General features: G+C 56.9%; 27 protein-coding genes. 9 read left to right on the top strand and 18 right to left on the bottom strand.

The window, feature by feature from the left end; genetic code table 11:
• Positions 1 to 21 precede the first annotated feature (21 nt).
• Both ACK3SC_RS11030 and ACK3SC_RS11025 read left to right on the top strand, forming a co-directional pair.
• Positions 22 to 477 carry a universal stress protein gene (locus ACK3SC_RS11030; protein ID WP_416840226.1) on the top strand — a complete coding sequence of 152 codons (456 nt, stop codon included), beginning with the start codon at positions 22 to 24 and terminating at the stop codon, positions 475 to 477.
• 101 nt (positions 478 to 578) lie between these two features.
• On the top strand, positions 579 to 1,640 hold the full coding sequence (locus tag ACK3SC_RS11025) for a TrmB family transcriptional regulator (RefSeq protein ID WP_416840225.1): 1,062 nt from the start codon (positions 579 to 581) through the stop codon (positions 1,638 to 1,640).
• A 230-nt stretch (positions 1,641 to 1,870) separates the two neighbouring features.
• Here ACK3SC_RS11025 and ACK3SC_RS11020 read toward each other — a convergent pair whose 3' ends face one another.
• The 5 genes from ACK3SC_RS11020 to ACK3SC_RS11000 form a co-directional block, all read right to left on the bottom strand.
• Positions 1,871 to 2,239 (bottom strand): SHOCT domain-containing protein, encoded by a 369-nt coding sequence (locus ACK3SC_RS11020; protein WP_416840224.1) that lies wholly within the window; start codon positions 2,237 to 2,239, stop codon positions 1,871 to 1,873.
• Positions 2,240 to 2,349: 110 nt separating this feature from the next.
• Positions 2,350 to 3,081, bottom strand: a complete 732-nt coding sequence (locus ACK3SC_RS11015; RefSeq protein ID WP_416840223.1) for a plastocyanin/azurin family copper-binding protein — start codon at positions 3,079 to 3,081, stop codon at positions 2,350 to 2,352.
• 208 nt (positions 3,082 to 3,289) lie between these two features.
• The gene (locus ACK3SC_RS11010) at positions 3,290 to 3,607 is read right to left on the bottom strand and encodes an SHOCT domain-containing protein (RefSeq protein ID WP_416840222.1); all 318 of its coding nucleotides are present in this window, start codon (positions 3,605 to 3,607) and stop codon (positions 3,290 to 3,292) included.
• Positions 3,604 to 4,023: a DUF302 domain-containing protein gene (locus ACK3SC_RS11005; protein WP_416840221.1), complete on the bottom strand. Its 420-nt coding sequence runs from the start codon at positions 4,021 to 4,023 to the stop codon at positions 3,604 to 3,606. Before ACK3SC_RS11005 ends, ACK3SC_RS11010 begins: the two co-directional genes overlap by 4 nt.
• Positions 4,024 to 4,373: 350 nt before the next feature.
• Positions 4,374 to 4,697, bottom strand: a complete 324-nt coding sequence (locus tag ACK3SC_RS11000; protein WP_416840220.1) for a hypothetical protein — start codon at positions 4,695 to 4,697, stop codon at positions 4,374 to 4,376.
• Between the two features lie 852 nt (positions 4,698 to 5,549).
• Here ACK3SC_RS11000 and ACK3SC_RS10995 point away from each other — a divergent pair.
• Positions 5,550 to 6,038, top strand: coding sequence for a DUF411 domain-containing protein (locus ACK3SC_RS10995; protein WP_416840219.1), 489 nt, complete (start codon positions 5,550 to 5,552; stop codon positions 6,036 to 6,038).
• A gap of 162 nt (positions 6,039 to 6,200) precedes the next feature.
• On the opposite strand, the gene ACK3SC_RS10990 is transcribed toward ACK3SC_RS10995, so the two are convergent.
• Genes ACK3SC_RS10990 through ACK3SC_RS10980 form a run of 3 tightly spaced genes read right to left on the bottom strand, consistent with a single transcriptional unit; the run spans position 6,201 to position 7,120 of the window.
• Positions 6,201 to 6,476: a hypothetical protein gene (locus ACK3SC_RS10990; RefSeq protein ID WP_416840218.1), complete on the bottom strand. Its 276-nt coding sequence runs from the start codon at positions 6,474 to 6,476 to the stop codon at positions 6,201 to 6,203.
• A gap of 4 nt (positions 6,477 to 6,480) precedes the next feature.
• Positions 6,481 to 6,768: a hypothetical protein gene (locus ACK3SC_RS10985; protein ID WP_416840217.1), complete on the bottom strand. Its 288-nt coding sequence runs from the start codon at positions 6,766 to 6,768 to the stop codon at positions 6,481 to 6,483.
• A 1-nt stretch (position 6,769) separates the two neighbouring features.
• A complete protein-coding gene (locus tag ACK3SC_RS10980; RefSeq protein ID WP_416840216.1) occupies positions 6,770 to 7,120 on the bottom strand; it encodes a helix-turn-helix domain-containing protein in 351 nt (116 codons plus the stop codon).
• Positions 7,121 to 7,236: 116 nt separating this feature from the next.
• On the opposite strand from ACK3SC_RS10980, the gene ACK3SC_RS10975 reads away from it, so the two are divergent.
• Complete coding sequence (locus tag ACK3SC_RS10975) at positions 7,237 to 7,920, top strand: plastocyanin/azurin family copper-binding protein (RefSeq protein ID WP_416840215.1); 684 nt, start codon at positions 7,237 to 7,239, stop codon at positions 7,918 to 7,920.
• Between the two features lie 200 nt (positions 7,921 to 8,120).
• Here the strand turns inward: ACK3SC_RS10975 and ACK3SC_RS10970 are convergent, their stop codons facing one another.
• Positions 8,121 to 8,654, bottom strand: a complete 534-nt coding sequence (locus ACK3SC_RS10970) for a hypothetical protein (protein ID WP_416840214.1) — start codon at positions 8,652 to 8,654, stop codon at positions 8,121 to 8,123.
• Positions 8,655 to 8,793: 139 nt separating this feature from the next.
• Between ACK3SC_RS10970 and ACK3SC_RS10965 the strand changes: the two genes are divergently transcribed.
• Entirely contained in the window at positions 8,794 to 9,522 is a 729-nt protein-coding gene (locus ACK3SC_RS10965; RefSeq protein ID WP_416840213.1) for a S16 family serine protease, read from the top strand.
• Between the two features lie 248 nt (positions 9,523 to 9,770).
• Here the strand turns inward: ACK3SC_RS10965 and melA are convergent, their stop codons facing one another.
• The 6 genes from melA to ACK3SC_RS10935 all read right to left on the bottom strand — a co-directional run bounded on the left by melA (position 9,771) and on the right by ACK3SC_RS10935 (position 18,917).
• Positions 9,771 to 11,123 carry an alpha-galactosidase gene (gene melA, locus ACK3SC_RS10960; RefSeq protein WP_416840212.1) on the bottom strand — a complete coding sequence of 451 codons (1,353 nt, stop codon included), beginning with the start codon at positions 11,121 to 11,123 and terminating at the stop codon, positions 9,771 to 9,773.
• Positions 11,124 to 11,567: 444 nt separating this feature from the next.
• On the bottom strand, positions 11,568 to 12,584 hold the full coding sequence (locus ACK3SC_RS10955) for a hypothetical protein (RefSeq protein ID WP_416840211.1): 1,017 nt from the start codon (positions 12,582 to 12,584) through the stop codon (positions 11,568 to 11,570).
• Between the two features lie 847 nt (positions 12,585 to 13,431).
• Entirely contained in the window at positions 13,432 to 15,123 is a 1,692-nt protein-coding gene (locus ACK3SC_RS10950; RefSeq protein ID WP_416840210.1) for a hypothetical protein, read from the bottom strand.
• 556 nt (positions 15,124 to 15,679) lie between these two features.
• On the bottom strand, positions 15,680 to 17,992 hold the full coding sequence (locus ACK3SC_RS10945) for a BGTF surface domain-containing protein (protein ID WP_416840209.1): 2,313 nt from the start codon (positions 17,990 to 17,992) through the stop codon (positions 15,680 to 15,682).
• Positions 17,993 to 18,166: 174 nt separating this feature from the next.
• On the bottom strand, positions 18,167 to 18,475 hold the full coding sequence (locus ACK3SC_RS10940; RefSeq protein ID WP_416840208.1) for an alpha-glucosidase C-terminal domain-containing protein: 309 nt from the start codon (positions 18,473 to 18,475) through the stop codon (positions 18,167 to 18,169).
• An 85-nt stretch (positions 18,476 to 18,560) separates the two neighbouring features.
• Positions 18,561 to 18,917 (bottom strand): hypothetical protein, encoded by a 357-nt coding sequence (locus ACK3SC_RS10935; RefSeq protein ID WP_416840207.1) that lies wholly within the window; start codon positions 18,915 to 18,917, stop codon positions 18,561 to 18,563.
• Positions 18,918 to 19,106: 189 nt separating this feature from the next.
• Here ACK3SC_RS10935 and ACK3SC_RS10930 point away from each other — a divergent pair, with 189 nt between their 5' ends.
• Together ACK3SC_RS10930 and ddh are read left to right on the top strand one after the other, a co-directional pair.
• The gene (locus ACK3SC_RS10930) at positions 19,107 to 19,967 is read left to right on the top strand and encodes a TrmB family transcriptional regulator (protein WP_416840206.1); all 861 of its coding nucleotides are present in this window, start codon (positions 19,107 to 19,109) and stop codon (positions 19,965 to 19,967) included.
• Positions 19,968 to 20,160: 193 nt separating this feature from the next.
• The gene (ddh, locus tag ACK3SC_RS10925) at positions 20,161 to 21,087 is read left to right on the top strand and encodes a D-2-hydroxyacid dehydrogenase (protein WP_416840205.1); all 927 of its coding nucleotides are present in this window, start codon (positions 20,161 to 20,163) and stop codon (positions 21,085 to 21,087) included.
• 30 nt (positions 21,088 to 21,117) lie between these two features.
• Here ddh and engB read toward each other — a convergent pair whose 3' ends face one another.
• Both engB and ACK3SC_RS10915 read right to left on the bottom strand, forming a co-directional pair.
• Positions 21,118 to 21,735, bottom strand: a complete 618-nt coding sequence (engB, locus tag ACK3SC_RS10920) for a GTP-binding protein EngB (protein WP_416840204.1) — start codon at positions 21,733 to 21,735, stop codon at positions 21,118 to 21,120.
• 174 nt (positions 21,736 to 21,909) lie between these two features.
• Entirely contained in the window at positions 21,910 to 22,323 is a 414-nt protein-coding gene (locus ACK3SC_RS10915; protein WP_416840203.1) for a hypothetical protein, read from the bottom strand.
• 281 nt (positions 22,324 to 22,604) lie between these two features.
• Between ACK3SC_RS10915 and ACK3SC_RS10910 the strand changes: the two genes are divergently transcribed.
• Positions 22,605 to 23,267 (top strand): helix-turn-helix domain-containing protein, encoded by a 663-nt coding sequence (locus ACK3SC_RS10910; RefSeq protein WP_416840202.1) that lies wholly within the window; start codon positions 22,605 to 22,607, stop codon positions 23,265 to 23,267.
• Between the two features lie 61 nt (positions 23,268 to 23,328).
• On the opposite strand, the gene ACK3SC_RS10905 is transcribed toward ACK3SC_RS10910, so the two are convergent.
• On the bottom strand, positions 23,329 to 23,814 hold the full coding sequence (locus ACK3SC_RS10905) for a GNAT family N-acetyltransferase (protein WP_416840201.1): 486 nt from the start codon (positions 23,812 to 23,814) through the stop codon (positions 23,329 to 23,331).
• Positions 23,815 to 23,955: 141 nt separating this feature from the next.
• Between ACK3SC_RS10905 and ACK3SC_RS10900 the strand changes: the two genes are divergently transcribed.
• The gene (locus ACK3SC_RS10900) at positions 23,956 to 24,669 is read left to right on the top strand and encodes a 5-formyltetrahydrofolate cyclo-ligase (RefSeq protein WP_416840200.1); all 714 of its coding nucleotides are present in this window, start codon (positions 23,956 to 23,958) and stop codon (positions 24,667 to 24,669) included.
• The last annotated feature ends 28 nt before the right edge of the window (positions 24,670 to 24,697 follow it).

Genomic DNA, 24,697 nt, shown 5'->3' with positions numbered 1-24,697 from the left:
CACGCTGACCGAGATATACCTATGAAACGTGCACTCATCGCAATCGAAGACATAGACCGTGACAGAGCACTCCTCGAACGAGCCAGAGCATTTGCCTTCAGCGAACGAATCGACCTCGTCGTCGTCGCGCTTGCAACGCCCGGCGAGTACGAGGAGGTCGAAGAGACACTGGACGCAATCGGTCGCGTCGAGCACACTCACTACGACGAGCACGACGTCCTCGAAGGCATATCCGGAGACGTAGACGACATGGCCAATGACGTCCTGGGTTCGTCGGTCGACTACGAGCTTGAGACCGTCGTTGCGGAGCGAAGTAACCAGGCAACAACCCTGCTGGAGATCGCTGACCGAAGCGGTTGTGACCACGTATTCGTTCCGGGGACCAGCCGGTCACCGACCGGGAAGGCTGTCTTCGGTGACCGGACACAGGACGTCATCCTCGGCTTCGATGGCTTCGTGACCGTTTCGATGGAGTGAGCGTTTCGTTCCAGATAACGGTACGTTCGCTGATAGCACGACTCTGCGGTTCAGCCGTAGTCAAGAAGTATATGAACGACAATTCACTACGAACACACACGATGGCTAACTCGAGCGGTCAGACCGATACGGCACTCCGAGAGGAGTTGGGTATCCTTGGGCTGTCTGACACGGAAATCGACACCTACCTCGCCCTCCTCTCACACGGGGAAGCGACCACCCGTGTCATCGCTGAAGACGCCGATGTCACTCAGCGCTCAGTCTACAGCATCGCCGAACGACTCGAGAAGAAGGGCCTCGTTCGCGTCAAGGAGCATGCTTCGCCGACGATGATCAGTGCGTTGCCTCCCGAAGAAGCGATCGGTAATCTCTCTACGCGTCTTGAGTCGATAACGTCTGAACTCGGGGAGCGATTCAACAAGGCGACGTCAGAGGCGCCGGAAGTCAATATCGTCAAGTCTCCGGAGACGGCCCTCAATCGAATGCGGGCCCAGCTTCGTGAGGCGAAAAAAGAGGTCTACGTCGCAATTCCCGAATCGAAATATCCGGAGATCGAAGCGGACCTGCAAGACGCAAAGGAGAGGGGCCTCCTCGTCTTCCTGATCCTCGGAGAGGCAACACCCCCCGAGAGCGATTCCGAGGCCACAAGCCGATTCGCCACCGTCGCCGACGTCGTCCGAACGTGGGAGGCTCGTCTTCCCTTCGTCTACGCTGTGGACGACGAATCCGCGATGATTGGTGACCCGGGCTTCCTCGGGGGGCCACACGGCGACGAAGAGGCTGTCTCCGTCACGCAGCGACATCTCACCGGTTCGATTCATGGGATGTATCTCGGTGCGTACTGGCCAGCGGCGACGGAGGTTTACGTAACGGACCCTGATTCGCTCCCGAAGTCCTTCGATTGGTTCAGGGATGCGGTCTTGCACTCGTATCTTCACCTGCAGCGAGGTTCCGACCTATGGGCCACCATCACGACCGAAGATGGCGAGGAATTCTCTGGGAAGGTCAACCAGGTGAGACAGGCGTTCGTCGAACCGTCGACGAACGACTACACACTGGAATCGAACATCTATCTCCAAACCGAAAACGGAGAGGTAAGCTTCGGTGGACCGGGTGCTTTCATGGAGGATTATGAAGCCGTCGCGGTCACACTGCGGGACTGACTCGTAGTCTGGAACACACGCTGGTCGTCTCGATGTATTTGAACGCGCTGTTCCGAACTGCTCGATTGGAGGGAGCTGACAGTTTGAACGAAGAATTGGAGTAGAGAACGTGGAATTCTATTCGTAGAAACGGTGTCTGCCCCACTCAGCCCCTTGTGATGATGGATTTTCGCTGAGCCACCACCTTACGAACACACCGACTGTACACTGGGGATGGAACCACAATCTTGCTACTGATACTCCTCGCGGCGGAGGTTCGCACGACGCGCTTCGAACTCCTCGTCAGTGAGGTCGCCGCGGGCGTACGCCAATCGGAGTTCCTCGAGGGCGCTGTCGCCAATCAGCGACGGTCCGATACCGCCGACGAGGCCACGATAGAAGAGGTACCCGATACCAACGAGGGCGACGAGCCACAGGAGCATCATCCCGGCTCCCAAAAGCGGGGAGAAACCGCCTGCGATACCGCCGCTCCACCACCACCCCATCATCGCCATCATCGGGACGGCGAACACCATCATCAACATCGGGAGCAGGACGATTGCGGCGATCACGACCAGGACTACCCGGAGGAACCCGTCAGATCTGCGTTCTGTGGACATCGTATCTCACGTAGATGTAGGGCCTCTGACTCAATAAACTCAGTCGCCAACACGCAACCGCCCACTTCAACGAGAGTTCAGTCGAAACAGCGACGCTTGTTGCCCAAGAGTTAGGTGTCTCGGTCGTTCTGCAGGCGTTCACGACGACGCTGGAACTCCGCTTCGTCGATGTCTCCGCTTGCGTATCGACTGCGGAGTGTTTTCATCGCTGAATCGTCCGGTTCTACGCCGCTCGTTCGAGTGAGTGCCCAGTAGAGTCCCCCACCAATCAGTGCCAGCGTACCGAGTGCTCCTCCAATGAATGGAAGTGCGTATACCCATCCGATTCGACCGCCGTTCATCATTCCGTGTCCCATCCCCCAGCCCATCGTGCCACTGTCTGAGTCGGAGTCGGCGTCGTCGGCAATCGCACCCTGCTGAACGATGTCGTTGCTCGATGGAACGTCACCGTCTGGAAGCGCAGACTCCTCGGCCGGACCGCCGGGTTGACCGACGACGATTCGCCCGACCATTCCTAAACCACGGTGTGGGATACAGTAGTAGTCGTACGTCCCCGATGTCTCGAACGTGTACTCGTAACTCCCCTGTGAGATAGTGTCGCTGTCGAACGGAGTCGCACCCGACGGAATGCGGTCTTCGTAGGCGGTCGCCGAGTGCGCCCCTGCTGAGATTTCGAATCGGACCGTGGTTCCTGGCTCGACGTACAGTCCGATTGGGTCGAAGTAGTTGTTGCCCATCTTTACGACGGGTGTCTGCTGTGCTGTTGCCGTTCGAGCAATCCCTGCAGTTGCAACGGCCCCAGTGCTGAGCAATTGGAGGTACTGTCTTCTCGTATATGTCATGATGTGATGTTGTCTTCGAGGTCGTCCCGTCAGCGGTGTCGAGGCCCTGTTGGCTGTCGACTGCTCGAAACTGGACGGCGGGGAACTCCCCTTCGATGCCACCGGTCTGTTCTCGCTGTGTGGCACACGCCCCCACAGCTCTCTTGGCTGAAGAGGAGTACGTCGGTCATGTTTCGTGTAAGGCGCCCTTCAGTAGTGAGTCACTGGCTCAGGCGTCTGTCTCTTTGAGAGTCTGTTTTCGTTCTTCGAATTCGTCGTCGGTAATCTCCCCTCTCGCGTACCGCTGTCGGAGGGTTTCGAGCGCGTCGTCCGAGGACTTTGCTTCGCTCCCCCCGGTGAGTGCGTAGTAGACGAGCACGCCGACACCCACGAGGAAGAGGAGGGGCCAGAGGAACATCCCACCGCCGAACATTCCAAAGCCGCCTCCCATCATCCCACCCCCCATCGCGAGAAGCGGGATACCGACGAGTGCTCCGATGACGAGGAGGACGATGGTCGATGTGCTCATCCGGGCCGCGTCGGTCATCGGGCGCCACCACCAGGTACGAACTGTTCGTCGACCGCGTCGACGACGTTCTCGAACCGGTCTGTGACTTCGGCCGCGATACCGTCCAGTTCGGAGTTCTCTGCAACACCCACGAGTCGTCCTGGGTCGACTGCACTCACGACGACGTGGCCGCCATCGTCTTCGTAGACGACGACGTTACAGGGGAGCAAGGCTCCGAGATTCGGGTCTTCTGTGAGTCCTTCGTGTGCGAGCGGGGGGTTGCAGGCGCCGAGAATCCGGTACTGTTCGGTCTCGACGTCCAGTTTCTTCTTGAGCGTGGCTTGTACGTCGATATCGGCGAGGATGCCGAACCCCTCGTTCTGCAGTTCGGTTGAAACTGCATCGAGGACGTCGTTGAACGGTGCTTCGATCGTTGTCGTGATGGTGTACGTCATGGTGTGGAATTGAGGTTGATTTTGATTTCAGTCGCGTGAGTGGTGGCTGCTACCCGTGACTACTCAAGCGCAATAGTGGTGTTATTTCTCTACAATACAGTATTTGTTCTAGACGGATAAAACCGGCTATGTCTCGTTTCTGAGTTGGATACCAATACCGTACGTATATAGTGTAGTTTCTTGTTTGTGCAATATTGATGCGTGTGTATTTGCTTGGTGAGCGATGCACGCCGAGGGTGGTTCTCTTCGTCCGCTATCTCCCCACGAGCGTACCGTTCACGAAGTTGAGTTAGTGGACGGTCGGAGTCACTCTCTGGTCTGGTTCGGGAACCTCTCTACTTCAGTTGGGATTAGCAGTGACCCCCACCTCCCATTCCACTGTATCCGTTCATCCCACCGTGGCCGGTCATTCGGCCGTTCTCGGCCATGTCTTGTCCCATCTCCTCGACGGTCATGCCCATGTGGGATTCCATCCACTCGACTGCGCCGGGGCCCATGTGGTCGTTCATGTGCGATTCCATCCACGCGGTCCACTCAGTGGCGGTACCGTCGTACGGGGGTGCGTCGCCAGCAGCGGTGCCGTTGCCGTGTGCACTGACTACGGGCACTGCGAATGCGAGTCCGACGATTGCGAGCACCACGAGCAGCCAGCGGCTGATGTTGAAGGTAGTCATTGTTGTTCTCCTCGGTTACTCGTAGGACGGCTCTGGAGTTATCACGATGGGTGTGAACTGTCTCACGAGAACGTCCGAGAACGTCTATAAAGCAATCTAACCGTTTATTTTTCACAGTACCGTTCATCGCTGAAGAATTCGGCACGCTCGCTACTTGCCCCGAACCGAGACTACTCACCGGAGGCATACATCAGGGGTCGAGTCAAACGATTGCTGTTGCCTGTGTGCTTGCCAGCTACGTATTCCTCCCACTACGACGATAGAAACGTTGACGAATTCGACGATAGAATCTGTTTGGCGTCGGTTCATGTGCGAGACCTCAGTCGAAGTAAGTGAACTCTCACGTGCGCATATCCGACTCCAACGGCCGTGCGTAGTTTGGTCTGTGCTGTGCGGCGAATATCTGGCTTGTCACATCTCGCCCGAGAGTTACGTGAACAGGACTCCGTTTGGGGTGCCCCAGATGTATGACCAAAAACCGACGATGAGAGGGGTGGACGTTCGTGGCAACCACCACTGATATCGCTCAGTAGATTGGAGTGGATTTTGACTTTACAGGAGTATCTGTGTGACTGATTTCATCACAAGATTTTGCTCCCTTCTGTCACCCGATTCGAATGAGAGAAAGCACAATATCTGGAGTAAAAACACGGTTTCGGCAGTCTACGGACAGCTAGCTACTGGATACTGCGGTTATGGTTCGAAAGCCAGAGGCAGATAATCCAACACGGGAACTCCCAACGGTCGCTACCCCGTGTTAACGTATCTGTTCTCCTGAATCCGCATCGCCCGGTTTCTCGAAACGCGAGAACAACAATTCGTTGATATCTTTCTCGGCGGCCAGTATTCTGTATGGCCTCACACTGGACCCGGCGACGATTCTTAGGCACACTCCTGGGTACTGCAATTGTTAGTGTAGCTGGCTGTCTGGAGTCGGGGAGCGAACTGCCACCGTCCGGCGACGAACTCGGGGTTACGACGGCAACACAGTTCAGTGCACCTGGTTGCAGTTGCTGTGGAGAGTACGCGACGTACCTGCGGGAGTATCTCGACGTCGAACTCGTCGAGCGTTCGTCGATCGATATCGGCGGTATCAAACAACAGTATGGCGTCCCAGACGACCTTTTGAGCTGTCACACGCTGGTTCTCGACAGCCTCGTCGTCGAAGGGCACGTCCCCATCGACGCAATCGTGGCAGCACTCGAACAGCGGTCGGTTTCGGGTATCGCTTTACCGGGTATGCCGGCCGGTTCACCGGGGATGCCCGGGGAACAGACCGAACCGTTCTCCATCTACGAATTTTCGAGTGGGGAGACTGGAGACGTCTTCGTCGAACTGTAATCGAATCCGTTCGTGCCAGTTCGTGGGCGACGTCGTTCAGTGGTGGTCGTGACTCTGTCCTCGCTCACTCTCTCCGACAGTTGACTGGATCGGACCATCCGAGATTCGCTGGACGCCAATGATGACGCAAGAATACTGTCTGAAGCGTGAATTCCACCGGTGCTAGCGGCGAAGAGAGATGAGAAGAACGAGAAAGCCGAGACCGATTCCGATCGACTCGATGAGGTGAACGACGACGATATCGAATCCCCCAAACTCGAAGAGTACCCCTTCGATAAACACGCCGACGGTGATGATACCGAATCCGATTGTAGAGTTTCGAAGATAGTACGTACGGGATTTCTTGTAGGCTTGGTAGCTGTAGAACGTTATCAAGACGCCCAGTGAGAGTACAACCAACCGGACACCAACCAACACTGCAGTAATCGTATCGACCATCGTATTATCCTCGTACCTCTGTGTATTCTGCGCCATATAATGCGTAGAGGACACTCAACATTCCGATTGCGACGATTACCGTTGCCACCGTCCCCGCATCGAAGACTGAGAAGCCGAGTACATCGAATAAGACTCCCTCGATGACGGCACCGAAACTGATGAAGACGAAGCCAACTGCGACGTAGAACATCGGTTGACTGTCGTTCCGGCGGTAGCCCCGGTAGGCCTGGTAGGCAATCAAGAATCCAAGAAGCATCGTAACGAGCTTCGCAATGACGAGTTCGATGTGCATACTATCTTTTCCTCATTTCGTCCCAGATGCGCGTGAAGCGGTCGGCTGCGTCTTCGCGGAGTTCGACCCGAACGTCGAACCCAGTTTCGAGGAGTTTGACATCGATTCCTTCGAGTTGCGCTTCGTACTCACTGTAGTGGTGTCCGTTCGGGTCGATGTGTGTTCGTTCGACGAGTAAATCGTGCTCCAGAAGCGTGTTGACTCGTCGGGAGACCGTCGAAACAGACATGCCGCATTCTTCGCTGAGAGCTTTTGCAGAGAGCTGTTCGCGACGTGTTGCTTCGAGAATTGCGCGTGCATAGTCATCGTCGAGGATGGCGAAGATCTCCCGACCGTCTCGCTCCTCGTTCACAACCCATCTTTCGAGGGAGTGGTATAAAAAAGAACGGCGGTTTGCTGGGTCAGCAAATGTGCTTTCCGTACTATATCCCTTGGTGTCGAATCTCCATCTGTAAGGAGACCAAGACCATGTCCGAAGACAATCTCACCCGCCGACGGATGCTCCAGTTGACTGGCAGTGCTGCTGCTGTCGGGCTCGCTGGTTGTGCAGGCGCACCAACGAACGATGGACAGAGCCAGGTTGCGGCACCCCAGACGACGACCGAAGCAGCAGAAGAAGGCCACAGCGACGAAGAATCGGGTCACAGCGAGGAAGAAGAAGAAGAAGAAGGACACGGGCACGAAGAAGAAGAGCACGGACACGACGAAGCGGTCGGTGCACCGACTGACACTGCGGAAGTGAAGATGGTTACTAACGACAGTGGGTACCACTTCGAACCGCACGTCGTACGCGTCAACGTCGGCGGAACGGTCACGTTCCACAACGAGAGTGGCACGCACTCGGCGACGGCGTACCACCCAGATAACGACCAGCCCCAGCTCGTCCCCGACGGGGCAGCATCGTGGGACAGTGGTATCCTGTCAGAAGAAGGGGCAACCTTCGAACACACCTTCGAAACCGAAGGTGTCTACCACTACTACTGCATTCCCCACGAAGCGCTTGGCATGATTTCGACGGTCATCGTCGGCGAACCGGACGCACACGGTCAACCCGCGTTAGAGAACATGCCGTCGGACAAGCCCGAGAAAGTTCAGAGCAAGCTCAAGGAACTGAACGAGATGGTCAACAAGGCGCTCGGTCACGAGCACTAACCCCTCGATCTAGACCGGGAGGGTCTCTGACAGCCTGACCCGCTGATATCGTTCGTATCGGCGTGGTTTCGGCAGTGAGACGGTGTGTCTGGCAACTTCTTCCCATTTCCCTCACCGGTAATAGCGTTGGCTCCTCGTGTGTTCACCCGTTGAGAACACACGACCTGTCGATATCGAGTGAGACGACAGTTCCAACGGTGTCAGAACACGATGTTGTACCCGACGTGTGCGAGAGCTAAGAGGAGATATCCAGCGGCGAGTATCGCTATTGTTCGGGGAGATGGAGATGGAACTCCAACGGTGTCGTGGCCGTGAATTCGCTCACCGAGGGCGTACACGAACCGTCCGGCCACCAGCGCAAACGGGATGTGTACGAACAGTATCGGTAAGCCGAGTGCGTCGAGTCTGGCGGTTTCTTCGACGTACGAGAGGAACTGTAGCTTGAGTACGACTTCGAGGCCTGCCACTGTGAGGCCAGACACGATCGTCGCGACCAACCCTTCGGTCTTCGTCAGTAGCCGTCCCTGTCGGTAACTCCAGAGATAGAAGACTACAATCAAGGGGACGAACCTGACGAACGACTCCTCGACGAGTCCGACGGCAAGCGGTTGGAATGGAGCAACTGCCGTCTGGAGTAACGCGAGTTCGAGGTGATACGTGACCCAGACGCCGACACCGGTCACGCCGGCACTTACTATCGCGAGTCCAACGAGCGGTTGGTGTCGGGTCGTCATCGTTCGAGAATCTGTTACAGTAGTTTCGGGTCGTTCGGATAGGTGTACCCCATCGCCTCTCTTTCGTCTTCAAAAACCTTTATCGGCAGGGTCGTGGTAGTTGTCAACATCTAACACGGATATCCGTGGCCGTCCAACTATGTCTACCGACAACCGCACCGATGTGACCGCACCTGAGGCGAGTGGTGACATCGTCGAACGAATCGAGCAAACGGTTCTGTCACGTCGTTCGTTCCTCACTGGACTCGGCGTGGGTGGCGCCGTCGGGGCAGGACTCGTTGGCCTCGCGCGCCCCGAAGCAGGCTTCCAATCGAAAGCGACACTCGCAAGTGGTGCAGCACTTCCGATGCGTACCCAGTATCACCTCCCTGCAGTGGACTCGTCCGACGGTGGAATCGTCGTTGGCGTCGAGTTTGCCTTCTCCGAAGGGAGTGGCGAGTTGTTCGTCGACCTGGATGGGGCAGAAGTCAGCCACGACATTCAGCTCGCGCTTCGAGAGGCAGTCCAGACGGCGACGGGACTCACAGGTCGCTCACTCTCAGAACTCTCTACGCACGTCACGTTCGAGACACCGGGGTCCAGACGTATGGCACTCAGAGGGAAAAGCTGGGAAGGTGGACTCACCGTCGCACTCGTCGCAGCGCTTCGTCAGCAGCCACTCACCGAAGAGACACTCATCACGGGAATCGTCGATCGGGAAGGCACGTTGCTTCCTGTCGGAGGTATCGAGGGGAAAGCACGGGCAGCACGTGCGTTTGGCGCGACTGAACTAGTGATTCCAGCCGGGCAAGACACCGATGTACACGTTGAGGGTCTGCGAGTGACACCGGTCGAAACGATATCCGAGGCACTCGACCGAATTCTCTAACTCTCACGGGATTGAAGTATCGGTGCGAAAAACGACGTACAGGATTGACTCTCCAGTCTCCGATTCTGGGCGGCTTCCTCTGGCGGTTCGAAGTGAAACGTAGACCTGCCATCGATGTGTACTTTTCGACGCCGAGAGTGTTTTCGGTCCGAACGACGACGTCTCAGTAATCAGATAGTGCTTGCGTGCACCACCAAATGTTATTCCGATGTTGAAACAGTACTCACCCCCTATGTGGACCCCCAAATTCACTTCGTTGTCGGAACAGACTCCGAAACAGTGGAATCCGACGGCCATTCGAGTGTTGGAATGTATTCCGAGTTGGCTTCGATGAGTTCTTCAGTCAACTGGGAGAGTTCATCGAGCGAACAGGCAGCCCCGGAGAGGGGGTCCAACTTCACTGCCTGATGAATCTTTTCGCGGTTCCCTTCGAGAGCACCTTCGACAGTGAGTCCATAGATGGTGGAGTGCTGGCGGTCAAGCGCGGCGAGTTGGCGCGGGAGTTCACCCACTGAGGCGGGATGCAGTCCGGAGCTATCGACATAGACCGGTACTTCGACACAGGCGTCCTCTGGAAGGTTTTCGATAGCATTTGTTCCGTTGGAGACGTTCAAATTGAACCGACGCTGCGTCCCTGTCTCTAGTGAGTGGATGAGTCTCGATGCGTACTCCTCGGAGCGTTCGATACCGACCTCGTCAAGATTGACGTCTAAATCGGGGTTGTCACGGTCTGCTGATCGAGCCTTCCAGCCTTCGAGGTACGTAGCGGTCGGCATTCGTTCGGCGAACTTGGTCCCACTCATCGTTTCGATGGTCGCTTCGTCTGTCCTGATGTACGGGATGTACTCGCTCATGTGGTGGCTCGATTCCGTTGGGAACGCGCCGAAGTGTTTCATCATCTCGAAGCGCACGGTGTCCTTCTGATATGTCTCTTCGTCCTCGTAGGCCTCTTTCAGTTCCGGGTACACAGAACTTCCTTCGTGTTCGCACTGCAGGAACCAGGCCATGTGGTTGATACCCGCGACCCAGTAGTCCAACTCCGACTGTGGGACCTCGGCGTACTCAGCGATTGCTGCCGCCGTGTGCGGAACGGAATGGCAGAGGCCGACTACCTCGATGTCGGTCGCATCGAAGACGGCCTTACAGAGAATCGCCATAGGGTTGGTGTAGTTGAGCAAGAGCGCGTCGGGACACAGTTCCTCCATGTCCCGGGCAAGGTCGAGTACCACCGGAATCGTTCGAAGCCCGCGAAAGATTCCTCCCGGCCCTGTAGTGTCTCCGATTGCTTGTTTCACCCCGTACTGTTCGGGAATGCGAATTTCGTTCTCGAAGGGTTCGGTGCCACCAACGTTGATCATGTTGAGGACGTAGTCAGCGTCTTCGAGCGCGGTTTTACGGTCAAGGGTCGCATGAACGGTTGCATCGAGGTTTTCGTTTTCGACCATCGCCTCGGCAATCCGGTGCGTCTGCGTGAGGCGGTGTTCATCGATATCCATCAACGCAATTTCACTGTCCGCTAGTTCGTCGAATGTGAGAATATCACCAATCAGATTCGTAGCGAAGACCATACTTCCTGCTCCAATAAACGCTATCTTTGGCATACTGAAAATTCTTGTCAGCAATATTATAAACGTATTGACGAAACACCGACGTGGAAAATAGGGCGGCGGATCTGGTGGGCTGTACGAGAGCAAAACCCTTGTGAATGTTCGAAAGACGGACTCACCTTTCGAGACCACAAGCTCGCTTTGCGAGTTTGGGACGTTCCCAGAAATCTTGATTTCTGGTGTGCGAACGAGACGCCCTTGTGTCTCGTCACGGAACCGTCGGGTCACGCTCCCACGTTTCTTTCAAATCCATAGCAAAACACTCGCTGAGCAGGGCTGCGAGCAGCAATCCAAACACACTCACCGACCTGCTCGCATCTCAAACTGGCGTAACGAGACAGTTCCGCACCAAGCAATCTATTAGTAGAAACGTTGTCTGTCCCACGCAGCACCTCGTGATGAGGAATTACACCTGAGTCACTGCCTTAGTGAAACGCGTCACCGGTAACCGAGCGCTTCGAGGCGTCGCTGGATGGTTTCGTCCTGATACCCCCGTTCCTTAGTCTGGCGTTCGTCCCGCGTGATTTCGCGCCGTTCGTCCGCAGGGAGTTCGAGCCATGGAACGTCCACCAGCGCCGGGATGTGGAGGTAATCATCGTGGCCGTAGACCCTGGTCGGGAATGGTCCGGACCACTCACCGAGTGCGTTTCCGTGGTCTGCGGTGATAACGTGCTTCCCGGAGAGTGAATCGACGAGTTCCTGAACCTGGTCGAGAACGAGTTCGAGGTTGTCCCGGTACGCTCGCCAGACGTCTTCCTCGGTGACTTCACCGTCACGAAGTCGTTCCCAGACGAGTTTTACGTCGGGGACATCGTTGTCGAGTGACTTTGCGACCGCTCCGAGATACCCCCGGTCGCCTGGGAGTCGAAACTCACCGATGAACGGGTAGTGCGGTTGCATGAAGTGGACGATGAGACGCTTGTCCGGATACTCCTCGTGTACCTCCTTTGCGTGTTCGACCATCGTCTCCGGACGGACAGTTTCGAGTTCCTCGTCCCAGTCACTCATCCAGACGTGGTCGACGTAATGGAACGGGTCGCCTGGAATCTGATAGACGAACGGATTTGCTGTGACGTAGACGGTATCGTTCAACTCGCGTCCGTGGAAGTTCTCCTTGAGGAACTCGGTGGAGGCGCTTCCCCTCGACGTGGCATGTTCGAGAGTACCACCGAGTACCGTCTGATAGTCTTCGCGATACACTGCCTCGAAAAGGTCGAACCGGCAACCATCCAAGATGAAGAGGTTGTCCCAGTCTCGCTCTACGACGTACGCTCCGTCGTTGGCGACGACTTCTTGATAGTAATAGCGGGGCACGTATCTGTTGAAGACGTCCGTGTACCAGTGTCGGTCGTTCCAGTTCCGGCGGAGAGAACCGGCTATTTTGCGGAAATTCATGTGACGAGTGTACCCGGTACGTATCGATTGGGTGGGTGGGAACACTGCCTCCAGTTCCATCAATGCTTTGCAATTTGACACTTGAAAACGACGTTATTTCGCATCGATACAGTTAGGAGCACCGGCAGATGGGACGTAGAGCGCGAAATATATCAGAATTCGTAATTGTATGTAAAATAGATATAATTTCGTGGTAGACGGACAACGAATTGAGTTGAAACCCACCGAATGCGGTTGGCAAAGTAGGTTCGAACGGATAGTGAGTTGCACGGAACCGCTGCACTACGTGATCAATCTCAGAGCTGTACCAGCAACCACGGGAAATCGGGCATTTTCGCCCCTGTCCTCGGCGTCTTTGCGCCTTCAACGGCGAGTTATCGATTTACCGCTCGAAACTCGAATGCCTACAGTTGCCAAAGCGTGTATTCCTTCGTGAATTACCCGAGAGAGGCGAGAATGACCTGCTCGGTACGGTTGGTAAAGTATTCGTATGGGAGGCCAGTGTCCCAGACCCACGGGCGTTGTCAGCGTCGCAGGTTTGACGCATCGACGACGAGGTTGACTCGCCCGAATCAGCGTTGGTCTTCGTCGACGGAATACATAACATAAGAAATATATCAAAGGTAAAACCAAATTTCTGTTACTTCTAGATTGTCGTCGGTGGCGAGAAACCACCCGGAAAATGGTACGACTGTTCTGGTGGATTGCACGAGGCAGATTTCTGGTGTGCGAACGAGACGCCCTTGTGTCTCGTCACGGCACCGTCGGCTCACGCTCACACGTTTCTTTCAAATCCATAGTATAGCACTCGCTGAGCCACCATCTTACTAAAGCGATCGATAAACGCCGAGAGTGTAGAGAGACTCCCAGAAGAACGAAGCAGAGAGCGGGGTAGAGTCGAGCCCGACTAGTCCACAACAGTCACAGATACCGAATTAGCTGTGCAAGTCGGCTTGCAGGAGACGGCTTCAGGCCGAATCAACTCTAGGGTGACCCGTTCACCATCGACGTACACTTCTGCCGAACCATTTAGTCTGAACTCGACGAGCTCTCCGGTAAACTGGAACGTATCACTGCCGCTATTTGCGACCGATCCGGATGCAACCCCGTCGATGAGTAAATCCGGGTGTGTCGCCCCAGTCATATCCGCCTCGTCGCCCGGTAGAACGGTGCCGCTTGCAGTGAAGTCATAGAACGCTCGTTCTTCACTCGTACTCACGATTCGGATTGTCGTTATCTGCTGTTCACCACCGTAATCTGATGGGTCAACCTCTTGTCCGTTGATCAGCACGTTCGCAGGACCACTCAGGAGAATCGTCGTCACCTCACCCGAGAACCGGAAGGAATCTGTCCCATACTCGGCGCTCGATCCTCTAATCCGATTGTCCGAGACTGTATCTGGGTATAATGCCCCGGTCAGGTCGGCTCCGGCTCCTGGGCCTGCTTGCCCACTTACCAGAATCTGATAAAACGCCCGTTCGTCACTCGTGCTGACGATAGTAACGGTGTTCGAGAGATCGGAACCGTCGGCTTGCTTGCCGCTCCCGTTCGAGACGGGAAGGTCCAGACGCTCACCGTTTACCAGAATCGTTGCCGGTCCCTCGAGATTGACGTTCGTAACCGTTCCGGAGAACTGGTACGTATCTGTGCCGTATTTGGCGACTGAGCCCTGTGCCGTCTGTCCAGTTACGGTGTCGGGGTACTCGGCGTCCACAGGATTTGCCTGGGCTCCAAGTGCAACCTCCCCGTCGATCGCGATTTCGTAGTGGGCCCGTTCATTGCTCGTACTGAGTACTGTGAGCGTGTTATCCATCGGTTGATCGGACGTGGAGGACGGGGCGGAGGTCTCTCCGTCCCCCATCTCTGCCGTGTTGGCAGGACGGACCGTTACGTTGGTTACCTCGGATACGACGTTCGCCTGAGCATCAGCCTCTCCGACGATACTGGCTGCGATAGCCCCTGCCTCCAAGGTATGGACGAACAGATATTGGCGGTCTTCCTGGGCGTAAAATGTGACCGAGACCTGCCCGTCGGCTGTCGAGATCGATCTTTCGATTTCGGTCTCTCTTGGGTCTATCCCGACTTCTTCGGCAGCCACTGAGCCAACCGGAAAGCCAGTGATTCGACTGACTGTTGCGGCAAAGAGACTCCGCAACCCATCGTGTCCTAATGTCTCAAGTGTTGGAATGGTCGTATTCCACTCTGAATGTTTCTCCTCACGAATGGCGTTCCACGTAGACACATCGGGGTGTTCTACAACTGTAACTCGAGAGTTTACGGTCACTCTGGAGACGCCTTTCGCGTACGAACCCGCCCCTCGGTGTTGGGCAACATCCCCGTCTAACTCGTACTCAAACGTGACTGTATAGTTTCCAGTACATGGTGCTGTCCAGGTTGTGGTGTAGAATTTTGTCGTCCCTAACGCACCGACTGCCCCGAGACCATGTCCTGAATTTGCAGCGACGGATATTTCGGCTTCCTGTGATGCCAAGTCCGTGGCCGAATAGTTGGAAACCGTGTCTCCGAATATGCGGAAACCTAAGTTTCCGTTCTGCGAGGAATTGTAATCGAAGCTGAGCTCAGGATTTGCTTCCTCCACGTCACAGGCTCCAGTACTAGTTCCCCCAGTCTGTGGGTTCTGCCCTGAGGTTATTCGAATTTGTTCTCTCTGAGATGGAGTCTGTGCATACTGTGCGTATTCGTTGTCTGGAATACGTGTTGGAATCACCGAATGCGATGCGGATTCACCGTCTTTGGGTTCTGTTGCGCTAACCCCACTGACTACGAAGCTAGAGATTACGATTCCGACAATCATCCAAATGACAAATCTGGAGATTATTCTGTGCCTGCCCCCCGTTTCAAATCTCACCATTGACAGTTCCCCCAAATAGATATCACAACAGAAACATAATTAAAGATAATTATATACATCGGTACGCTGATTTTGGTAATCAAATATATGATGTTTTAGTTAATTATGGAATTGGAATTTTGTGTGGCCACTGAGAGCGAGTGGTCGAGGACTCTCCCAAAGTGTCACTGTGCGTGCTGCAAGTGGTTTCGACTACTCGACGAAATATGGTTGCACCACTGCCGCCGCTGTGGACGGTTGGTCGATAAAGAAATCGAGGGGACCGGTTAGTGAGGAAGCGACGTTAGTCGCGGCGGACAGCGAGGAGTGCTGCTGCGACGAGCGCGACGAGCGCAACTGCGATGCCAAAGCCAGGCGTGCTGGATTCGGTGGTCTCTTCAGCAGGCTCTTCGGTCGTTTCCGTGGTCGTCCCTTCGGTGGTCTCTTCGGTGGTCGATTTCTCGGTAGTCGTCTCTTCGGTGGTCTCTTCAGCGGTCGTTTCCTCTGTAGTCGTTTCCGTGGTCGTCTCTTCGGCCTGAGCGTCGCCGACGGTACCGTCAGCGGTGATGTCGTCAGCCGTGCCGGAGTCGACGGAGACAGTCACTTCGAACTCGTCACCGGCCTTCTGTTCGGAGAAGTCGAAGGTGGACGAGAACGTTCCGTCAGCCTGAACGGAGGTCGGTTTGGTCTTGAGGAAGCGCGGCTGGGTGTCACCGGTGGACTTCACACGGATGGTGAGTTCCGTACCGGGGGCGACAGTAGCCGTACCCGAGACCGTCTGGTTGGCGGCTGCCGAAACGGTGACCGGGTCCTCGTCGAGGCTGAGTTCCGGCGCGACGACGTCGTATCCGGCGGAGACTTCCTCGCCGTCTTCGACGTCGGTGAGCTCACCGTCTTCGAGGACGGTGAACGTCGCGTTGTACGCGTCGTCGTCCTCGACGCGTTCGGTTGCGCTGCCGGACTGGAAGAACTCCGTGCGTGACGCATCCATGTCGGAGAGGTCGTACACGAAGAAGTACGTGTCATTGTCACCGTCAGCGATGACGGTTGCAGCGGAGTCGTTCAGAACCTTTGGCTCGCGGTTCGGGCCAGGGTTCGCCTGTTCGATGGTGAGGTTGGTCTCGGCGTCGAGGTTGTCCGTCTCGTATGCGCCTTCGAGACCGGTTGCGACAACCTGGTGGACGACGACGTCGCCGTTGGCGACGGAGTCAGTCTGCGTCAGGGTCTCGCTGTCGATTGCGTCGTAGACGTCTTCGGTTTCGGTCAGGTCTGCGGCGTCACCGGTTGGTGCCGTCCAGATGGACTGACTGTCCGTGCTGCGCTCTTCGAGGGCGAGGGTGCCGACGTTGTCGGCGTCGCCGCCCGTCGAGACTTCGAGGTCGTAGTCGCCAGCGTCGAGAACCTGCGTGACGCCAGTGTCGATGCCGTCGACAGTGACGTCGTCGTCGCTGTCGTCAACGTCGAACGAGTTCACGTTGTCGGCGTCGTACGTGTTGAACAGGAGGACGACTTCGCCGTCGTCGTTGCCATCTTCGACGGTGACGTCGGCCGTGTAGCCAACGTTGTCGCCGCCGATCGTGACTTCGGCCGTGTCCGTTCCCCGCATCGTCACGGGAATCTCGACGACGTCACCAGACTGGTCGGTGACGACCGAGGTGGCGAAGTCCGACGTGGAGCCAGCGGCCTTCGTGACCGTGACCGTGTCCGACGTGAGGGCCACACCGGTGTCGAGGTCAGTTGCTTCGACTGTGTAGTCGCCAGCGGTGTCGACAGGGAGCGAGAAGTCAGCTTCACCCTGACCGTTGAGGGTAATCGTGTCGTTCGCGACTTCGTCGTCGTCTGCGTCGAAGAGCTGGACGCGGACATCTCGATCACCGCTGTTAGCGGTCACCGTCCCTTCGATATCGTCGTCGGTCGTGACGTTCAGGTCGTCGACGGAGAGGTCGAGACCGAGCTCACGAACGGTGAGGTCGGTCGTGGTCCCGTTGACGGTGACCGTGTAATCACCGGTTTCGAGGGTGGCCGTGTCGAGCAGGAAGACCGTGCTGTTGGCACCGGTCGAGCCTCTGAAGGAGTACGAGAAGTCATCAGAGTCGTCTTCGACGACGACCTGAGCGTTAGCCTCGTTCGCGGTGACCGCGACTTTCGAGCCCTTGTAGGCGGACGTGTCACCGTCGCCCTCGTTGATCGTCGTTGCAGCGAAGTCGACGCTGTACGTGTCCGGGTTCGAGAGGGCACCGCCAGTGGCGTTCTGGATGTCGGAGGCGAGGGTAACCTCGATATCGTTGGACTTGACGACAGAGTCCTCACCAGCGCCGAGGTCGATGAGAACACGGCCGTCGGGGCCCTGCGAAACACCAGCGACCGAGACTTCAGAACCGTCGTCGGTGACGGAGAAGTTCTCGGCTGTCAGGCTGGATGCGCTGACTTGTTCGTTGAACGCAACCTCGATGACAGCGTTCGAGCCGTTATAGAAGTGAACGGCACTCGACGTGTCATACGTAAGTTCGTGACTCGCGGCAGCGGCACTGCCCGCGAATGCGATGGACCCGGCGAACACCGAGGAGACCATCAGCACAGCGAGCACGACTGCGCGAATTTGCTTTTTGTGTGTCATTTTTGAGAGATGTATCTGCTGTCGGTGAAGCAGCTTTCTACCCTATTCGCACCAGAGGAGACGGGACGGAGGGATACTCGCTGGGATCACGTGGGGTAGGGGTACAGTTCTGAAAAACAGGAGTTGTTAGTAAATACTTTGTGGAATTTCTTGAAAACCACACAGTAATCTCAATTAGAATATTGGAAAAATGCACAAAATTGGAAAAAAGGAACTGTTTTGAAAATCGAACTGTTTCGAAAAAGACACCGATGTGCTCGGGGAGCACGTACGAGTAGCTGTGACGACGGCGTTCGTCGAATCAGTGTAGTTGCTACTCATCACTTCTGCATCGGTCATCTCCACCGTACTACTGTCGAAGGTCGCAGGTTCGTCGGACCAGTTGAGAACGACCAACACCGTCTCGTCGCTGAGCGTTCGCGTATACGCATAGAGTTGCTCGTCGTCGGGGAGCACGCAGCCCTCTGTGATGATGGATTCCATCTTCCCACCACCGTACGAACACACCATCAACACGGACAAGTCTCTGCGTGGATTCTGTTCTCTCCTCCACCGTCAAACAACGGTCCTACAGCGCGTTGCGCATCGACTCGAGTACTGATTCCACGTCCTCGAGCGCAGTTCCAAGGTCCACGGCGGCAGAATCGAACCTGACGACCTGGTGGGACGGGTCGTACGTGAGAAGCCCAGCGTTGTCGAGTTTCGGAAGGTCGACGTGGTGCAACGTCACCAGAATATCCGTATCGAGCGTGCCTTCGTGGTTCGTCTCGGACTGCGAGAGTCTGTCTGCGAGAGCAAAGAGTGTGATAGAGTCAGTCGTCGAACCGAACTCGGTGAGTAGGGTTCGTCGGCGTCTGTCTCCGAGGAGGTGGAATATCTCATCGGTAGACGTGTGGCGTCGTTTCGATGGTCTCTTCGCGTTCATAGTCGACCAGACGAAGTTCAGTTAGATAAGCGAGTATTAAGACTTCGGTTGTAACAACAGATATCCTCGTTCCAGACACCCAGAGAGTCACTTTTTGCGGTTTTTCGTCCACGAATTGGCGGCGTCTCGTCCACGATTGTGTCGGAGAGTCACGCCCACATTGAAGACTCAATACGACGTATCGTTGTCATGGTGTCTCTCGATCGTGAACGGACAGAGGACAGGGCAGTCAAGCTTTTGACTGAACTCTCGTTGACCGATTACGAGGCACGGACGTTCGTCGGGTTGCTGCGTCTGGGGAGGGGGAGCGCACGGGAGGTGAGCGATGTCGTCGAAGTTCCCCGCTCGCGTGTGTACGACGCAGTCGAGTCACTCCACGAGATGGGACTCGTCGACATTCGGTACGGAACGCCGAAGGAGTTCATCCCGGTCTCTCACGAGACGACTGTTCAGAAGTTCGCCGTGAAGTACGAAGACCTAACTGAAGAACTCTCGGTGACGTTGAACCGACTGCGCCCCACCGAGACGGTGACAGAACAGATTGGGGTCTGGACGGTCACCGGTTCGGAGAACGTCACCAGACGAATCGTCGAGTTCGTCGACAATGCCCACGGAGAAATCGTGTTGATGAGCGATGCAGCGATGCTGACCGAACCCATCACGGACGCACTCGCGAGGGCCGAAGAGAGGGATGTCGACGTCTACGTCACCGGCGTCACCGACGAAACTGAGACCACCGATGCGATTCCATCGGATTCGACCGTCGTCGAGACGCTCTGGACGTGGTCTGGGTCGCACATCTCTCGGATTCTCCTCGTCGACGACGAGATTACGCTCGTGAGCGTCGACCGCCCGCTGAGAGACGGCGAATCCATCGAGGTCGCAATCTGGGGTCGGGGGACGAAGAACAACCTCGTCGTCGTTCTGCGGAGCATCTTCGCTGTCCAGTTCGGAGAAGACCGCGAAGCGTTCGATTCGGAGTCAGACCGCCTCGAGACGACAGACGGACCAGTGGAGGGAGAGACCGACACTGAACGCGACGAGGAGTAACCCAGAATCGAGTCGCGCTCTTCACCGTGGTTGAAGACGGCGTAATCGACAGTGAATCAGCCGACGAATGGAGGAGGTCGTGAGCACCGAATGAGAGTGACGTGAGCACCGAATGAGGGGGCCGTAAGCGACAGCGTAGGACGGTGGGCGACGTGGGCGCAAGTTCCTTCGTCTATCAGTGTGACGGTCGGCTATGGACATCGATAGACTCGCCGTACACGAGTCAGTGGGAACCGTCATGCCGCGACAGCTTCTCGTCGAGGAACTCTCCGACCTCGGCGTCTCGGTCGAAGTCGTCGGCGACGACGAACAGTTCGGACCGGGAGACGTCGTCGTGACGTTCGACCACCACGACAGTTTCATCGACGCCGACTGGGTCCATGGTGTCCGGTCTGGATACGACGAGTTCCCAATCGGAGTCTACGACGAAGCAGGAACCGTCTTCACCAACAGCACCGGCATCCACGGGACGACCATCGGAGAGACAGTCACTGGCTATATGCTCTCGTTCGCCCGGCGACTCCACACCTACCGTGACGTTCAGTTCGACCACGAGTGGCGACGCCCGCGATACGACGAATCGTTCACGCTCCAGAACGAGCAACTCTGCGTCGTCGGTCTCGGCACGCTCGGTCGCGGCATCGCAGACCGGGCGGCAGCCCTGGGGATGGACGTCGTCGGCGTTCGGCGGTCAGGTGACCCGGTCGACAACGTCTCGGTGGTCTACACACCCGACCGACTCCACGAAGCAATCGAAGACGCCCGGTTCGTCGCGTTGGCGACGCCGTTGACGCGAGAGACCGAAGGCATGTTCGCCACACCGGAGTTCGAGACGATGCGCGAAGATGCCTACCTGATAAACGTCTCACGCGGGGAAGTCGCAGACGAATCGGACCTCATCTCCGCACTCCGAAGCGGAGACATCGCCGGCGCGGCGCTCGACGTGTTCACCGAAGAACCACTCCCGGAGGACTCGCCATTCTGGGATTTCGACGAAGTTCTCCTCACTCCCCACGTGAGCCCTGCGACGGGGAAGTATCACGAAGACATCGCGGGACTCGTCCGCGAGAACGTTCACAACGTCCGCGCCGGCGAAGCGATGATGAACCGTATCGTCTGAACGAGACGCGCTTCCAGTCAGAAACGACGGTCAGACGAACTTGAACAGGTCGTCGCGCCCCTGTTCGTGGAGATGCGTTCGAAGCGCATCTTCGAGATTCGAGATGTCACCGCGTTTGGCGGTGATTGGCGCGATGACGTTCCGCCACTGTTTCCACGGCGGGAACAGTCCGAGCCGGTCACAGAGTTCGTTCAGGCGTTCGTCTCGGTCACCGACTTTGTCCATCTTGTTCACCGCGACGACGGTCGGAATGTCGAGTTCGTCGAGGAAGTAGAACATCTCCACGTCGTGCGGGATGGATTCGTCGGTCGTGTGGCGGTCGATGATGTCGACGACGCTCTTTCCGTCCACCACGAGGACCGCCGCGAGGATGTCGTCGGCGTTCTCTTCGATGTAGCGAACGATGTCGGTCTTGATCGCCTCACGAGTGTCGGCTTCGACACCGGACATGAATCCGAACCCCGGGAGGTCGGTGAACATGAACTTCTCTGCGGTCCAGTCGAAATGGTTCGGTTTGCGGGTGACACCCGGTTTCTTCCCCGTCGTGAACTTGCTGTGACCCGTCAGTTCTCGCATCAGGGTGGACTTGCCCACGTTCGACCGGCCGACGAGAATGATTTCGTCGCGATTCGGTCGGTCTTCGAACATACCCGCAGTTCGCCATCACGACTGATAAGAGAGACGGAAGCGATGCGTCGGAGATACGACTGCGACTCGTGAAGACACGGATGCGACTCGTCGGAGAGCATCACCAGAGAAACACGAGTCGGAGAACACCGATTCGGTGCCCGACTCGTGCGTTACCAGCGGGCTGAATCCACCCTAGGCGAACGTCTCGGGTAACTCCTCAGCGTTGTTCTCCAGCAGTTCGAGCAACGGCACGATGTCCTCGAACGCTGGCCCTTTCTCTATCACACCGCTCTCACGGTGCCACGAGACGTACCCGGCACTGTCGAGTTTCGGAAGGTGGAGATGAAACAGTTCCACCTCCAGTTGTTCGTGGTCGTTGGTACCACCATCTGCAACGACCCGTGTCGCCCCGCCGAGACGTGTGACGGACCCGTGGCGGAGATTCAGGAGTAATCGCCGCCGATGGACGTTTCTGAGTGCGTCAAACGCCTCGTCGAGGCGGGGGGTAGCGGACACTGCCATCGTCATCGACCCCACTGCATCCGAGCGGGTGATTCCGGGCGTTCGGAAGACGCCGAAGCAGTACGCCCGTCGATGGCACTCCATGGACGGTTGGAAACGGGCCGTCGCGAGACAGACCGCAGTCTGGTCCGCCTCTCGACGGTCACGTTCGACACATCGCCGTACGCAGTGGTGCCCCCACGGCACGCACCACGTGCGTTCGGTCGTCGGTAGTTGGTTGTAGTCACGCTCACTTCCCCACAGTAGTGTGTTTAGCAGAGTTGTATTCTCATTGTGCTTTCACACTCCTGCCATTCAAATGGGGGGAACAGGAGTGAATCGTCACCTCGGTTTAAGAGGGTGTGTGTAGAGTATGCACTAATAGAATGGCAGTCGTCGTCGAACTAACAATCCAACCCGAGGACTTCGACCTCGGGAGAGTCACCGCAGTGACGAGCGACATGCACATCGAACTGGAGCGTGTCGTTCCGACTGGCGGGGACGTGATGCCATTCTTCTGGGCGAAAGGGTCGGAGTTCGAGGAGTTCGAGCGAGCAGTACGCGAAAACAGAATCGTCGAAGAACTGGAAGCAGTCGCGCGTGTCGGGAACCGAGTCCTCTACCACGTCTACTGGGGTGATACTGTCTCCAGTCTCACCACCATCCTCACCGAAAGCGAAGCGACCATCCTCGAAGCACACGGCAACAATCCGTGGACGTTCCGACTTCGGTTCAAGGACCACGCTGGCCTCACCGAGTTCCACAACCTCAGTCACGAGGAGGGAATCGACTTCCACGTCGAACGAATCTACACCCTCACAGAAGAAGAGACAGGCGTCTACACGTTCGACATCACACCACAACAGCAGGAAGCCCTCATCGCAGCCGTCTCCGGAGGCTACTTCGAGGTGCCGCGGCGAACGACGCTCCAGGACGTTGCAGACGAGATTGGGATTAGTCCGCAGGCCGCCTCCGAACGAATCCGCCGCGGGGCGGACACTGTTCTCCGAAAAGTACTCCTGTCTCGGTCAGCCGCGGACCTGGATTAAACTGTTGACGACCCGGACAGCGAGTGCCGTCGACCAGGATATCGTAGGTCGAACAGCCTGTTCAAATGCGTCTGACGAGGCGAACCGTGTCGGCAGAGTCGTCGGCAGCAGCGTCTGCGGAGACGACGTCGAACCCCTGTGCCCGGTAGAACGAGAGCGCCTCGTCGTCGTCAGCGAAACACGTCGCGTACTGTTCGCGTGCGCCCGCGACGACCTGTTGTGCGGTTATGGTCTGCAGGACCGCCGACCCGGCATCTGTCAGCTGCACCTCCGGGTGGGCGTGGAGCGAGACGACCTCACCCACCGAACTGTCGCGAACCGCACCGCCAGCGGCAGCGACGATTCTGTCGTCGTCGACGGCGACGACCCACCCGGGCTCGTCAGACTGCTGGACGTGCCGTGCGAGACGTGTCTCGTCGAACTGCAACTCGGAAACGGACCCGCCGTCACCGACTGAGATACTCCCGCCAGTTGTGGGGTGCGACCTGCTGGTACAGATGCGCGCGATGTCCGATACGTCGGTCTCTCTCGCAGTCCGGACGAACATACGTGACTATTCGCGTAGGTGTTCCAAAATTCTTTCGTGCAAAATATACGTGGATAAAACGTTACTCAAAAACGGAGAAATTTCTATTCACGAGCGTGGCAAGAGTATTCCGCTCACCCCGAGTACGAGTCGACGCGACTGATGGACAAAGCAGAGCTCAGAACGGCGGTGTGGGACGAACTAGACGCGTCGGGTGCCGCCCGGTTCCCGTTCCCGCCACACGGACGAATCCCGAACTTCGCCGACGCAGCGACAGCAGCGGACCGTCTCGCTTCGACACCGGAATGGGACGCTGCGACGACGGTGAAAGCGAATCCAGACTCGCCACAGCTCCCGGTTCGCCGGCGTGCACTCCGAGAGGGAAAGACCGTCTACATGGCCGTGCCGCGCCTCCGCGACGAGGAATGTTTCTACGAACTCGACCCCGCTCGTATCGACGACGAGAACCTCGACAGCGCACCCACGGTGTCACACGTCGAGACGTACGCCGACACCGTCGCCCCCGACGATGTCCCCCCAATCGATATCGTCGTCTCGGGGTCGGTGGTCGTCACCGAACAGGGCGCACGAATCGGCAAAGGTGAAGGGTTCAGCGACCTCGAATACGCAATCTTACGGGGTCTCGGTCTCGTCGACGAGACGACGACGATTGCGACGACAGTTCACGAGTTACAGATTCGAGACGATGCCCCCGAACCCGCTGACCACGACGTCCCGATGGACCTCGTCGTCACACCCGACAGAACGATTCGAACCGAGACGCCCTATCCGCGACCACCTGGAATCGACTGGAGCGCGCTCTCGGACGAACAGATAGACGAGATGCCGGTCTTACAGCGACTTCGTCCCGAGTAATCGACCCAGACGCCCCCTGCTTATTTGG

Origin of the sequence: Haloferax sp. DFSO52 (genome assembly GCF_048158745.1) — an archaeon.
GTDB lineage: Archaea > Halobacteriota > Halobacteria > Halobacteriales > Haloferacaceae > Haloferax.
This window is presented reverse-complemented; position numbering and strand designations above follow the sequence as displayed.